General features: G+C 44.3%; 11 protein-coding genes. 1 reads left to right on the top strand and 10 read right to left on the bottom strand.

Going from position 1 to position 14,983, the window contains the following annotated elements; genetic code table 11:
• Positions 1–45: 45 nt before the first annotated feature.
• Entirely contained in the window at positions 46–2,178 is a 2,133-nt protein-coding gene (locus GT674_RS07585; RefSeq protein WP_161285157.1) for a glycogen debranching protein, read from the top strand.
• A 66-nt stretch (positions 2,179–2,244) separates the two neighbouring features.
• Here GT674_RS07585 and GT674_RS07580 read toward each other — a convergent pair whose 3' ends face one another.
• From GT674_RS07580 to GT674_RS07535, 10 genes are all read right to left on the bottom strand, one after another.
• Positions 2,245–2,940, bottom strand: coding sequence for an L-ribulose-5-phosphate 4-epimerase (locus GT674_RS07580; RefSeq protein WP_161285156.1), 696 nt, complete (start codon positions 2,938–2,940; stop codon positions 2,245–2,247).
• Between the two features lie 73 nt (positions 2,941–3,013).
• Positions 3,014–4,618 (bottom strand): xylulokinase, encoded by a 1,605-nt coding sequence (locus tag GT674_RS07575; protein WP_161285155.1) that lies wholly within the window; start codon positions 4,616–4,618, stop codon positions 3,014–3,016.
• Between the two features lie 41 nt (positions 4,619–4,659).
• Positions 4,660–6,159 carry an L-arabinose isomerase gene (gene araA / locus GT674_RS07570; RefSeq protein ID WP_161285154.1) on the bottom strand — a complete coding sequence of 500 codons (1,500 nt, stop codon included), beginning with the start codon at positions 6,157–6,159 and terminating at the stop codon, positions 4,660–4,662.
• Positions 6,160–6,240: 81 nt separating this feature from the next.
• Positions 6,241–7,251, bottom strand: a complete 1,011-nt coding sequence (locus GT674_RS07565; RefSeq protein WP_161285198.1) for an ABC transporter permease subunit — start codon at positions 7,249–7,251, stop codon at positions 6,241–6,243.
• Positions 7,251–8,309 carry an ABC transporter permease gene (locus GT674_RS07560; RefSeq protein WP_161285153.1) on the bottom strand — a complete coding sequence of 353 codons (1,059 nt, stop codon included), beginning with the start codon at positions 8,307–8,309 and terminating at the stop codon, positions 7,251–7,253. The genes GT674_RS07565 and GT674_RS07560 overlap by 1 nt, the downstream gene beginning before the upstream one ends.
• Positions 8,302–9,831: a sugar ABC transporter ATP-binding protein gene (locus GT674_RS07555; RefSeq protein WP_161285152.1), complete on the bottom strand. Its 1,530-nt coding sequence runs from the start codon at positions 9,829–9,831 to the stop codon at positions 8,302–8,304. The genes GT674_RS07560 and GT674_RS07555 overlap by 8 nt, the downstream gene beginning before the upstream one ends.
• Before the next feature lie 154 nt (positions 9,832–9,985).
• The gene (locus tag GT674_RS07550) at positions 9,986–11,029 is read right to left on the bottom strand and encodes an ABC transporter substrate-binding protein (protein WP_161285151.1); all 1,044 of its coding nucleotides are present in this window, start codon (positions 11,027–11,029) and stop codon (positions 9,986–9,988) included.
• A 145-nt stretch (positions 11,030–11,174) separates the two neighbouring features.
• Positions 11,175–12,620, bottom strand: a complete 1,446-nt coding sequence (locus GT674_RS07545) for a sensor histidine kinase (RefSeq protein ID WP_243149075.1) — start codon at positions 12,618–12,620, stop codon at positions 11,175–11,177.
• Positions 12,617–14,260, bottom strand: coding sequence for a response regulator (locus tag GT674_RS07540; RefSeq protein WP_161285150.1), 1,644 nt, complete (start codon positions 14,258–14,260; stop codon positions 12,617–12,619). The genes GT674_RS07545 and GT674_RS07540 overlap by 4 nt, the downstream gene beginning before the upstream one ends.
• Positions 14,261–14,433: 173 nt before the next feature.
• Positions 14,434–14,859: a DUF1700 domain-containing protein gene (locus GT674_RS07535; protein WP_161285149.1), complete on the bottom strand. Its 426-nt coding sequence runs from the start codon at positions 14,857–14,859 to the stop codon at positions 14,434–14,436.
• Positions 14,860–14,983: the final 124 nt, after the last annotated feature.

Raw genomic sequence — 14,983 nt, 5'->3', positions numbered from 1 at the left:
TGACTGTCTGTCTTTTATACACTATAATGAACGGAGAAAACATTTATGAAATCTTATCACCAGAAATTTATATCCGACCATCCACTTGAATCTACACCTATGGCTGAAATTGCAGGTTTTCCGGTCCGTCCGGGTATTTTTGACCTGAATGGAGCTTCCCCTCTGCAGAATGGTGTAAACTTTACCATCCATACCTGCGGCGGAACTTCCTGTGAGCTTCTTCTCTTCCATCGGGCCCAGGAGGAACCCTTTGCGGTTCTTCCTTTCCCGGAGGCCTACAAGATCGGAGATGTCTATTCCATGATCGTCTACGGACTTAATATCGAAGAATTCGAGTATGCCTACCGCGTGGACGGTCCTTACTGTCCAGAAAAGGGACTCCTTTTTGACAAGAACAACATCCTTCTGGATCCTTACGCCAGAGCCGTTGCCGGTCAGCGAACCTGGGGAATCCGCTGGGATCACACCTACCATGCACGAGTTGTAAAGGATACCTTTGACTGGGGTGATGTCCCTCAGTCCAAAAAAGAACTCTGTGACCTGATCATCTATGAACTTCATGTAAGAGATTTTACTCACCATCCGTCCTCCGGTGTACAGCACAGAGGAACCTTTGCCGGGCTTATGGAAAAAATCCCCTACCTCAAAGAACTCGGAATCAACGCAGTAGAACTGATGCCTATTTTTGAGTTCGATGAAACCATGAATGCAAGAACTGTAAACGGAACACAGCTTCTGGAATGCTGGGGGTATAATACGGTCAGTTTCTTCGCACCGAACAGCAGCTATTCTTCTGCCAATGAACACAACCGCGAGGGAACAGAGCTCAAGACTCTGATCCGCGAACTTCATGCAAATGGCATCGAAGTTATCCTGGATGTTGTATTTAACCACACTGCAGAGGGAAATGAAAAGGGACCTTCCTTCAGCTTCAAGGGATTCGACAACAACATTTACTATATGCTGACTCCTGACGGAAATTACTACAACTTCAGTGGCTGCGGAAACACTCTGAACTGTAACCATCCTGTCGTTCAACAGCTGATCCTGGAATGCCTGCGCTACTGGACCATCAGTTACCGTGTTGACGGTTTCCGTTTTGATCTCGCCAGCATTCTCGGACGAAACGAGGATGGTTCTCCGATGAACAACCCTCCTCTTCTGCGTACCCTCGCTGATGATCCGATTTTAAGCAATGTCAAGCTGATCGCAGAGGCATGGGACGCCGGCGGTCTTTATCAGGTCGGCAGCTTCCCGGCCAGCGGACGCTGGGCCGAATGGAACGGACGCTACCGTGATTCTCTCAGAGGTTTTCTCAAAGGTGACTGCTGGCAGGCATGGGACGCTGCCTGGAGTATATCCGGATCCGGTGACCTCTATGGCGGTTTTTATGAAAATAACAAAAGCAACTATGCAGGATATAATTCCTGTGTCAACTTCCTGACCTGTCACGACGGATTTACTCTTTATGACCTTTACGCCTACAACAACAAACACAATGAAGCAAACGGATGGGACAATGCAGACGGTGCCAACGACAACCGCAGCTGGAACTGCGGTGCTGAGGGTGAAACCGATGATCCTGAGGTGCTTTCCCTTCGCTACCGTATGATCCGTAATGCCTGCGCTGTCCTGATGTGCAGCCGCGGAACTCCTATGTTCCTCTCAGGTGATGAATTCGGAAATACAAAATTCGGAAACAACAACAGTTACTGTCAGGACAGCAGGATCTCCTGGCTCGACTGGCGCATGCTCGAAAAGAACCGTGATCTCTTTGAATTCTTCAAATTTATGATTGCCTTCCGTAAACAGCACACTGTTATCCACAAAAAACTCCCGGATTCTGTCTGTGGCATGGATCCTATCCACACTTATAACCTCAATGCAGAAGAAGTGGATATTCCAAGAGATGCACGTACCTTCTGTGTCAGCTTTACAGGTTATGACAAGAATAAAGGAAAAGATGATCTTGTCTACATCGCAGTCAATACCTACTGGGAGGACGTAACCATCACCCTGCCAAATCTTCAGGGACACGGTGCATGGCACTTAAGCGTCAATACCTATGGAGATGAGAACGGACGTTACTGCTACCCGGATGGTCAGGATCCTCGTATTGACAGTACTTTTATCCTTCGTCCTCGAACGGTTGCAGTATTTACCGGAAAGGATCATTGAGTATTTTTTAAAGCTTCAAAAACAAATGAGCTGGTATATCAATTTACACCAGCTCATTTGTTTTATTTATTTCTTAATCTGTCCATAATAAGCATTTGCACCATGTTTACGATAGTAATGCTTGTCCTGTAATTCCTGAGGTGCCGGTTTCACCTGTGGATTGATCGTCTCACAACGGCATGCCATTTTTGCTACTTCTTCGAGAACCACTGCATTGTGTACCGCCTCGTGAGCGTCCTTGCCCCAGGTAAAAGGTCCATGATTCTTGCAAAGCACTGCCGGAACAGCCTCATAATCACTGTTCTTGAAATACTCCGCGATCAGAACACCTGTATTCTTCTCATAAGCTTCATCAATCTCTTCTTTTGTCAGATTACGTACGCACGGAACTTCACCATAAATATAATCTGCATGAGTTGTTCCATAGCATGGAATAGATCTTCCTGCCTGTGCCCAGCTTGTTGCCCACGGAGAATGTGTATGCACGATTCCTCCGATATTCGGGAAGGCATTATAAAGAACGACATGTGTTGCAGTGTCAGAAGACGGATTGTATTCCCCTTCAACTTTATTTCCCTCAAGATCCACAACTACCATATCTTCCGGTCTGAGTTTATCATAATCCACACCACTCGGTTTGATAACGAACAGCCCCTTTTCACGGTCAATACCACTGACATTTCCCCAGGTAAAAGTAACCAGTCCGTATTTCGGAAGATCCATATTGGCTTTATATACTTCTTCTTTTAATTTTTCAAGCATTGTCTTACTCCTCTATACAAAACTCAAGTCCCTGCTTTTCTATGTACAGTAACTTATGTTTTATCCTTTAACTCTACCAGATATCAGACTCTACTGCTGCTCTCTCAACAGGAAGACCTTTGAGATATCTGTCCATAAACTCATTGAATCCCTGAACTCCTTCTGGTTCCGGATCCAATGTACTTCCTTCATTGCCTGCAAATACACGGTTATCCAGGAATTCATCCAAAGTCTCTCCGTCTTTCTTATCCACCAGATAAGCTGCCAGAAGTGCAATACCCCATGCGCCGCCCTCACCTGCTGTTGACATAACGGAAACCGGTGCATTCACTGCATCTGCAAGAATCTGCTGTCCGACACCTTTGGTCTTGAACAATCCGCCATGACCTAAGAGTCTTTCAATCTTTACATGCTCCTGATCGATCAGGATATTTAATCCAACGCGCATTGCTCCAAGACAGGTGTAAAGATTTGTTCTCATAAAGTTTGCAAGTGTGAATTTACTCTCAGGAGAACGGACAAATAACGGACGGCCTTCTTCAAAGCCTGTCATATGCTCTCCGGAGAAATAACAGTAGGACAGAAGTCCACCACAGTCCGGATCGCCTTCCATAGCTTTATTATAGAGGGTTCCAAAAAGTTTGTTCATATCCACTTCCATTCCCATTGCTTCTGCAAACTCTTTAAATACATTTACCCATGCATTCAGATCAGAAGTACAGTTGTTGGAATGCGCCATGGCAACTGCATCACCTGCAGGTGTAGTTACCATATCGATTTCTTTGTATGGTTTGGAAAGTGCCTTCTCAAGAACGATCATTGCAAATACGGAAGTACCTGCGGAAACATTTCCTGTACGCTGTTTTACGCTGTTGGTTGCCACCATACCGGTTCCTGCATCGCCCTCCGGAGGGCACATCGGTATTCCGGCCTTCAGTTTACCAGTCGGATCAAGGAATCTGGCTCCTTCCTCCGTCAGAGTACCGGCATCCTGTCCTGCAACCATAACTTCCGGCATAATATCGCGAAGTTTCCACGGAAATCCGTAAGATTCTACCAGACTGTCAAACTTATCAACCATCTCCTGGTTGTAATCTTTCGTCTTTGAATCAACAGGGAACATACCTGCCGCATCACCAATACCAAGAACACGCTTTCCTGTCAGCATACGATGCACATACGCTTCCAGTGTACACATATAGTCGATGTCCTTCACATGCTCTTCTCCGTTCAGGATCGCCTGATACAGATGTGCGATACTCCATCTCTGCGGAATATTGTACTGGAAAAGCTCCATCAGCTTCTCAGATGCCTCACCTGTGATATTATTTCTCCAGGTACGGAACGGAACAAGAAGTTTACCCTCTTTGTCAAACGGCATATATCCATGCATCATGGCACTGATTCCAAGTGCACCGACACTTGTCAGCTCTACACCGTATTTTTCCTGTACATCTTTTGTCAGATCACTGTAACTTCCCTGTAATCCTTTATGAATATCATCCAGAGAATAGGTCCACACACCGTTTTCGTAGCGGTTTTCCCATTCATAGCTTCCGGATGCGATCGGATTATATCTGTCATCTACCAGAACCGCTTTGATTCTGGTAGATCCAAATTCTATTCCAAGTGCTGTTTTGTTGTTCAAAATAGCTGTCTTTGCTTCATTTACACTCATTGTAAATCCTCCCAACTTCTGTGATTGCCACATCCGCCGCTTTATTTTCTGAATGCGATCTCATTCCATCTCAGTTCATTTTTGAAGTTGCGGATGGTTGTGTCTTTGTCAATGTAGACAGCTTCGATTCCCATTGCTGCTGCCCAGTCACCCATCTGTTCAGCTGTCAGATCATATGAGAATGCAGTATGATGAGCACCGCCTGCGAGGATCCATGCCTCTGCTCCTGTTGCCAGATTCGGCTGCGGAGTCCAGAATGCACTTCCTACCGGGAGCTTCGGCATCGGTTTCTCAACCTTCTTGCAGTCTACATCATTGATGATCAGACGGAAACGGTCTCCCAGGTCTACCAGAGAGGTTGCGATTGCCGGACCTGTCTTAGATGTGAATACAAGTCTTGCCGGATCTTCTCTGTCACCCATGGAGAGCGGGCATACCTTAATGCCGATCTTTCCATCAGCAACCGTCGGGCATACCTCCAGCATATGAGACTGAAGAATGCCTTCTTTGCCAGGAACAAGATTATATGTATAGTCCTCCATGAAAGAAGTTCCCTTTGCATCCTTCACACCTGCAGTCATGATCTTCATCAGACGTACCATTGCTGCTGTCTTCCAGTCACCTTCAGCGCCAAATCCATATCCCTTCTCCATCAGACGCTGCATGGCCAGTCCCGGAAGCTGCTGTAAGCTGCCAAGATCACCGAAATGAGTAACCACTGCCTGGTAGTTTTTCTCTTCCAGGAATCTCTCAAATCCAATCTCGATCGCTGCCTGTACTGCTACATGACGTTTGAATTCCTCCGGGTCTCTGCCCTCAAGAAGAATATCATATTTATTATAATATTCTTCAACTAAAACATCAACATCACCTTTTTTGACATCTTTTACATATTCGCATACTTCGTTGATCGGATATGCATCCACTTCCCATCCGAATTTAATCTGTGCCTCAACTTTGTCACCTTCTGTAACAGCGACGTTTCTCATGTTATCAGCAACACGGCATACACGGATATGACTGCTCTCCATGATTCCGACTGCGGTACGCATCCAGGATGCCAGTCTTTCCTGGACAGCTTTGTCAGCCCAGTGACCAACGATTACTTTTCTTTCAATTCCCATACGGGTAACAATATGTCCATACTCTCTTCCACCATGAGCAGACTGGTTTTCATTCATGAAATCCATGTCAATTGTGTCATACGGAATTTCCTGATTAAACTGTGTATGCAGATGGCAGAGTGGTTTTCTGTATTCTTTCAGACCAAGGATCCATGATTTTGCCGGTGAGAAGGTATGCATCCATGTGATAACACCAGCACATTCATCATCTGCATTGGCATCGTTAAAGGTCTTACGGATCAGCTCATTTGTGATCAGGGTCGGCTTCCACACCAGTTCAAAAGGAAGTACTCCTGATTTGTTCAGTTCCTCTACAATGATTCTGGAATGTTCTGCTACTTTTCTTAAGCATTCATCCCCGTAAAGATCCTGTGAACCTGTGCAAAACCAGAACTTATAATTTTTTCCTGTGATCATAATTTAAAACCTTCCTTTTTTTATATTTTTAATGTACAAAAACATATTGTAATTTTTTAAACATATTCTAAATTTTTAATATTATTTTTTCTTCTTTGCAGATGCCAGTACTGACTGGATGACGATGAAGAAGCAGAGCAGTGCGGAGAGTACGATTCGTACCCACCAGCTTGATAAAGTACCCTGTGCAGTAATCAGACTGGAGATCGTTCCTTTGATCAGTACACCAAACATGGAACCGATCGGAGTACCAACACCACCTGAAAGAAGAGTTCCACCGATAACGGCTGAGGAAATTGCATCCATCTCGAGACCTTTTGCCTGCTCTACGAATCCTGCACAGCTGTTCAGGCAGAAAAGGAATCCACCAAGACCTGCCAGAAATCCATCCAGGACATAGGCACGGAACATGGTTTTCTTAACATCCAGACCCATCATAAGAGCACTCTGTCTGTTTCCGCCGATCGCATACAGTTTCCGTCCAAATTTAAAATATTTCAGAAGAACTGCAATGATCAGAACTACAATAATTGCGATCACAACTGTCGGCGGAATGTATGCCGGAATAAATTTACCCTTTTTATTCGTAGAACCAAATGGCATATAGAAACGGTAATTTGCCCATTTCAGAAACAGTTCATTTTTGATAGAGATCATGTCTGTACTGATAATGGCTGTCATACCACGTCCGAAGAACATACCTGCAAGTGTTACGATAAATGGCTGAATACCCATATATGTAACCAGAAATCCCTGTACAACACCAAAGGCAAGACCGATCAGAAGTGCTGCAAGTACTGCAACATATGCACTCACGCCTTTATTTTCCATAAGATCCGCCATGACCATGCAGACAAGTGCTGTCACAGAACCAACGGAAATATCAATCCCTCCGGTGATCATAACAATCGTCAGTCCACAGGAGATAACCAGAAGACCTGCATTGGATACAAAAAGATTCAGAAACATCTGTGGTTTTGCAAAACCTTTATCTGCAAAGATCACCATGCCTGCCGCATACATTGCAAAGAACAGGACAATTGTGATCAGCAGCAGAAATCCGGAACTTGTCATTTTCTTTTTCTGTTTCATCATTTCTGACCTCCCTCTGCTGCAACGGAAACTTTTTTGCTTCTGTGGCTTTCAATAAATTTCTTGAACACATCACTCTGCAGGGTAACAATGATAATAACGACGATCGCTTTGTAAACCGGAAGCTGATCGGCTTTTACATTCATTGCATACAGAGTTGTCGTCAGTGCCTGGATCGTATAGGCTCCGATCACAGAACCAATAAGACTGAATTTACCACCACCGAGGAAATTGCCGCCAAGCGCGACTGCCAGGATGGCATCCATCTCAAGGTTCAGACCAATGTTGTTGGCATCTGCAGAATAAATACGGCTGGATGCCACCAGTCCTGCGATTCCTGCAAGAACACCGCAGATCACATAGGTCAGGAATTTGATCATTGTAGAATTTAATCCTACAAGTCTTGCTGCCTTTCCATTGATACCAACGCTCTCAATATAAAGTCCAAGAGCTGTTTTCTTCAGGATAAGTGCAACGATGACTACCGTTACAATTGCAAAAAGCACTGGTGTCGGAACCGGAGATTTTCCGATATATCCACCTGCCATCTGGAAGGACTGAACACGGATATAAGTGATCTGTCCGTTTGTCACAAGCTGTGCAATACCACGTCCTGCCGTATAGAGGATCAGGGTTGCTACCATCGGCTGGATATTCAGCTTCGCTACCAGAAAACCATTAAATGCTCCGCAGAGTGCTGCCGCAAGAAGTGCTGCGATCACGGCAAGAATCAGAGAATTCTGATATGCCGTCACAGAAGATGCCCCACCGGATAAAATCTGACAGCAGACAGCCGCTGCAACTGCCATGACTGCTCCAACGCTGATATCCTGTCCTCCGGACGCTGCGGTTACAAGTGTCATGCCGACTGCAAGAATAACCAGTTCGGATGCACGATTGATAACATCAATAACATATCCATAGAAAACACCATTTCGAATCGTAATATTGAAGAAGTCCGGGGTCTTGATCACATTGATCAGAAGAACCGCTATCAGACACACGACAGGAAGAAAAAGCCGTGCACTTGTGATCTTTTTGAATTTACTTTTATTCATTCTTATCGTCACCTCCTGCAATTGCTTTCATGATATTACTCTGTGAAAGCTCGCTCTCTTCCAGTTCTCCTACCTTTTCCCCGTCACGGAGAACTGCCATTCTGGAACAGGTACGGAGCATTTCTTCTACTTCTGAAGAGATAAAGGTTACTGCCATTCCCTGATCGGCCAGATCAAGAACAATCTTCTGGATTTCTGTCTTGGTACCGATATCAATGCCTCGTGTCGGCTCATCCAGGATCAGATATTCCGGATTTGTCAGAAGCCAGCGTCCAAGGATAACTTTCTGCTGATTACCACCGGAAAGACTCTTGATCGGAGTTTCCCGGCTTGCCGTCTTGATCTGAAGCATTTCAATATATTTATCTGCTGCCTCTTCCATCTCCTTACGGCTCAGTGGATGGAACATCCCCCTCTTGGCCTGAAGTGCAATGATAATATTTTCTCTTACTGAAAGATCTGCAATGATTCCTTCTGCCTTACGGTCTTCCGGAAGATATGCCATTCCAAGCTTCATGGCATCCAGCGGACTGCTAATCTTCGCTTCTTTACCATTTACTTTCAGCGTACCACTGTCAGCCTTATCAGCACCATAGATGGCACGCACCAGTTCCGAACGTCCTGAACCCAGAAGCCCGGTAAGTCCGATAACCTCACCTTTGTTGATCTTGAGATTAAATGGTCTGATCGTTCCCTTATGCCCGATACCATTTGCCTCAATGACCGGAGTTTCTGAGAACATTTTCTTATCCTTATGATTTCCCTTGATGTCTGCCAAATCATCAAAATCCTTGCCCATCATCTTTGCAACCAGCATAACTCTTGGAAGATCTTTTGTCTCATATTCTCCTACCAGTTCTCCGTTACGAAGTACTGTAATGCGGTCGCAGACTGCATATACCTGTTCCAGAAAATGTGTTACGAAAATGATTCCTACACCTTCCTCACGAAGTCTTCGCATCAGGACAAACAGTTTCTCAACCTCTTCATCATCCAGAGAAGAAGTAGGCTCATCCAGGATGAGAACCTTACATTTCATATCTACGGCTCGTGCGATCGCGATCATCTGCTGGATTGCTACAGAACATTCATCCAGCATCTGTGTCGGCGGAACATTGATATTCAGACTTTCCAGAAGCTTTGCTGAACGTGCATTCATCTCTTTCCAATTGATCATTCCGACCTTGTTTCGTGGCTCACGTCCGATAAACAGATTTTCCGCAACTGTCAGATTCGGGCAAAGGTTTACTTCCTGATACACTGTGCTGATTCCATTTGTCTGTGCCTCCTGCGGAGAGTGGTTGATAATGTCTTTATTTTCACCATTCATATGAATGGAACCGCTTTCGAATTCATGTACACCGGTCAGAACTTTGATCAGTGTTGATTTTCCGGCTCCGTTTTCTCCCATCAGTGCATGGATCTCACCCTTGCGAAGGGTAAAGTCCACATGGGAAAGGGCACGGACACCGGTGAAATTTTTGCTTATATCACGCATTTCCAAAACAATATTTTGTTCCATTTTCTTTCCTCCATTCCCTTATTTTTCTTGATTTTCCCTGTTTTTGAGCACAAAAGGGGCGTGGCCCATAAAATCCTCTTATCTGGATCCTGTTCCACGCCCCGGGCTCGTTTCTTATCAATCTCTTTCAGTTTACAGTTTTATGTCTCAAGGATTAGTATGCACGTCCGTCGATGATTTCCTGAGTGATTGGAGTGATTTCATAGTCTGTTCCATCAACAGTTACTTTTGTTACAGTATCGTCAGCTGCAAATGCAACTTCATCTACATATGCCTGTTTCTCAACTTCTTCTCCTGCTTCCAGTTTCTGGATGATCTCTTCTACACGTGGTCCGTGAAGCGGATTACACTCTGTATCACAGGTGATCTCACCGGAAAGTGTCTGGGTAAGACCTGCATTTGTTGTATCGAAGGACATTACAAGAATCTGACCTTCCTCGCCGCCTACTTCATATCCGGCTGCTTTGATTGCATCAATTGCACCGAATGCTTCATTATCATTCTCACAGTATACAACATCGATATCATCACCGCTCTGTTTCAGGATGGACTCCATAACTTCCTGACCTTTGGCCTGTGTAAATTCACCAGACTGCTGAGCAAGTGTTGTCCAGTTGTCATGAGCTTCTACAGCTTCGTCAAATCCTTCTGTACGTCCGATCTGTGCAGATGCTCCGATTGTTCCCTGGATATCAACAAGGTTGATTTCTTCATCGCCGCGGCCTTTGGCTTCCAGATATGCATCCAGCCATGCCATTGCTTTCTGACCTTCAAGTTTGAAGTTGGAACCTACCCATGCTGTGTAAAGGCTGTCATCAGATACATCTACCATACGGTCAACGATGATGACCGGAATTCCTGCATCCTTTGCTTCCTGAAGAACGGTATCCCATCCGGTCTCGGTTACAGGTGCAAGTACGATATAGTCAACTTCCTGCTGAATGAAGTTACGGATCGCTGTCAGCTGATTTTCCTGTTTCTGCTGTGCATCATCAAAGATCAGTTCATATCCGTTCTCCTCAGAGAAAGTAGATTTCATGGATTCTGTGTTTGCAGTACGCCAGTCAGATTCTGCTCCTACCTGAGAGAAACCTACTGTAATTGTATCAGCGCCATCATCGGCTGCCATAACATTCACTGCGGAAAGTCCTGCTAACATAGATACTGCCAAAAGCGCTGTCACCATTTTTTTCTTCATTTTGTAATCCTCCCTTTACATTTGTCCGTGTTTTTTAAGATGGTTTTATTATAGCAATTTCAATATAAAACTCCATAGATTATTTTCGGAAAAAAGTACACTCTTTTATCTGCTTTGCAATAACAATCTTAAAAAGTTGATTTTTTTACGATTTTGGTTGAATATTTTTTCCAAGTCGAATTTCTATTGTTGTGCCTTTTCCTTCCTCGGATGAAATCTGCATTCCATATCCCGGTCCATAATACAGCGAAATACGTTCTGCGACCGCCGCAAGCCCAAATCCTGCCCTCTTTCCTGTGCGGATCGCCTCCTGTACTTCATGCAGCCGTTCCGGCGTCATTCCCTGTCCGTTATCACTGACCGTAAGAACCAGGGCATCCCCTTCTTCTCTTCCTTCTATCAGAATCTTACCTTTGCCTCGTCGATTCTTGATCCCATGATAAATGGCATTTTCTGCCAGCGGCTGAATGGAAAGCTTGGGAACGGGAATTCCCCCGAGTTCCTCCGGTATATGGATCTCAAACTCCAGAATATCCCTATAGCGGTACTGCTGTATCTCCAGATAACTCAATGTATGACGCTCTTCCTCTAAAAGAGGGATAATATCATTTCCCTTAGAAAGCGACGTCCGAAAAAAAACAGACAGACTGGAGATCATATCCACTGCATCCTCTGTCATCCCGCCCTCGATCAGCCAGACAATCGTGTCCAGTGTATTGTACAGAAAATGCGGGTTCACCTGTGCCTGGATCAACTGCAGTTCTGTCAGATGCTGCATTTCCTTTTCCTGACGGACATTCTCCAGAAGAGCATTGATCTTTCGTGCCATCTTATTGATTCCTTCATCCAGTTCCTCAATCTCTTCAATCTCCGCCCCAACCGGAAGAAGATCAAAATTCCCCCGTCCGACTTTTTTGACTTTATTAAGCATTTCTGTTACCGGATGCGTGATTCCATCGGTCAGCCGGAAGGAACGGCGCATCAGGATCATCAGTGTTCCGATCAGAAGTGCGGTCATTCCTGTGATCAGGATCTTTACCCTATGCGTCAGACTCTTTGCTACATTTACCAGGTACATAGATTCATTATAAATATAATTCTGCATTTCCTGCATGATCAGACTGGTAATGATACGGATGTTACTGTCCATAAATTCCATCCGTTTATCATATTCTTTGATCTCTGTAAGCTGGATCATCCTTTTCTTCAGATTGTCAAGATAGGATTCCAGGCTTTTCAGAGACTTCATTCCACTCGCGTGATAGGTATTCTGACGCAGCTTCTGCATGATCGCCTGTGCATCCTCTACCTGACCGAGAACATCCTCCAGTTCGCTGCTCTCCTTCGAACCGATCGCTATATAATACATTTCAAGATCCAGATCATCCTTGAAACGAAGATTAAATTCACTGCTGACAGCAAGATTCTCCGAAAGTTTATTGTACTGTCCTGCATAATGCCAGAAAATGATAAGCAGTAATATCATAAGACAGGTCATCGGGATCATGGTAGTGAACAGAAGACGCCGCATACGTTCTTCCAGTTCCATCCGCCTCTTCGGTCTTGCTTCTCTCATTCGCAGCAGCTTCATGCCTTTTCCTCCCGTGCCTTACGGTAATCACTCGGTGTCATTCCCTGTGTCTTTTTGAACAGGTAACTGAAATAGTGTGCATCCTTATATCCAACCTCACCTGCGATCTCACTGGAGCGCATACCTGTACATCGAAGATATTCTTTTGCCTTGTCCATACGAAGGGATGTCAGATATTCAATAAAAGTCTGTCCCATATTCTGGCTGAACAGGGCACTGAAATGGTTCGCACTGAAATTTGCAGCATTTGCCGCTTTATTTAAGGACATATCCTCTTCCATATAGTGCTGATCAATAAAATCAACTGCGGTCTTCAAAATACTGCGGTTTTTGTTTCCTGAATTGCGGTCACGAAGCTGGATCGCCTGTGAAACCAATTTCTCCGCATACGCAATGGTGCTCTCCATATTTCTTCCGCTTTCTGCCAGAATTTCCTCTGTATCTTCCGGTTCCAGTGTCTTTGTATCACAGCCCAGTTCCTTGAGAAAAGAAAGTACCGAAAAGCGGACATTGAGTATCACATAACTTCTAAACACCACAGATTCCATCGGCTCCTGACCAATTGCATAAAAATAATCCTGTACAAAATTTTTCGTCTCTTCCAGAAGTCCGTTACTCAGAAATTTCTGTAAAATCGTCGGATTCAGTGCATTGACATCCACTTTCTGCAGATATTCACTGTCATCATTTGTCACATTCTTTTTTTCCATGGCTAACATTTCATCATAGCACAAAACCTTCCCATCATACAGGTACCTCTGAGAAAAGGCTCTCGATGCACTGTGATAGCTTTTCTGAATCTGGCTCAAACGCTCCACAGACTCTCCGACAGCAACAAACCACTCTTTATTATCCTCCTTACGATCAAAGATTTTTCTTATCTCTTCGACACAGATTCTGGTATTTTCCCTGATACTGTTTTTCTCTCCCTTTATCAGGACACCATAAGAAAAAACATTGCTTCTGAACAACATCGCAAAAGGATGCCCTGTAAAAAATTTTTCCAGCATTTCCAGTGACTCCGCTTCCCAGGAAGAGTACCCCTCTCTCCGCCCTGAAAAATCTTCGTTGCAGTTCATAGTAAAGATCAGAACATTATACGACTCCGCAACAATATCCAGCCCCAACTTTTCTGCTCTTTTGTAAACCTCCATCATATCCAGAGAACCACTTACCAGTGCTTCAAAAAAGTCACGGCTGCTGTTTTTCTCATAGGCCTGCATCTCTCTGTGAAATTTTTCGTAATACTCCCTCTGTGTCTTTTCATCCTCATATCTGCTTCGAATTTCTGTAAGCCTCTCGATCAGTGCATTCTTTGTAATAGGTTTCAGAAGGTAGTCCTCCACCCCGATATTAATCGCCTGCTTCGCATAATTAAAGTCATCGTACCCACTTAAAATCACAACCTTAAGTCCCGGTACTTCTTTTTTTGCCAGTCTTGCCAGCGTCAGCCCATCCATAAACGGCATTTTAATATCTGTGATCAGAAGATCCGGCTGCTGTCTGATAAGAAGCGGCAGTGCCATTTCTCCATCTGCTGCCTCTCCTACCAGTTCAAACCCTAGATTCTCCCACGGGATCATCCTCTTGATTGTCTCCCGGACGATCACCTCATCTTCTGCCAGAAAAATCTTTAACATATCTCCACCCCTTTATCCTATCTCTTATCATCAGCTAAATCTTTCGTATATACTATACCAGTTGTATTATTTTCAGACAAGTTTGATTTTTACATCCTGATTTTCCTCAAAAAAACAAGCAGTAAAACGAAGAGTTCTTCTTTCTCCGTTTTACTGCTGTATTTTGCCGGTTACTATCTGGGGCGAAAACGCACCAGATAAATGATCACGCCTGCCACCACCATGATCGGAATAAGGATTCCAAGTAAAACAAACAGGATGATCAGCACAACTGCTGCGATCAGAATTGCGATCAACTTGCCATACCATGTAGAGAAATCCAGTTTGAATGACTTCTGCTTCACCTTCCCACTGTCGGATTTCTGCTCATAGTCAAAACTTGTGTCAGAATATGGCATACCTGCTCCTGTGTCCAGAAGGGTTCGTGCGATCAGCCTGGGATCACCCAGCTCCCTCAACACTTCCGACTCACTGTTGCCTGCTGCAGTCCTTTCTTCAATATAACTGCTGTAGTACTGAATATGTGCGGCAATCTGCTGCTCCGACATCTGTCCGGAAAGCTGACTGCGTAAAATATCTAAAAATTCCTTTTTATCCATATTATTTCTCCATACAACTATAGATATAATAAAGGTATTTTACCACATATATACGTTCAGGCAAAGCTATTGAACTATAAAATTTTCATAAAGAATTATTTAAGTAACTGTTCACAGGTAATAT

This window comes from Blautia sp. BIOML-A1 (assembly GCF_009883055.1).
Classification (GTDB): Bacteria; Bacillota; Clostridia; order Lachnospirales; family Lachnospiraceae; genus Blautia_A.
Note: the sequence above shows the minus strand (reverse complement) of the source record. Positions and strands in the feature narration are given on the sequence as shown.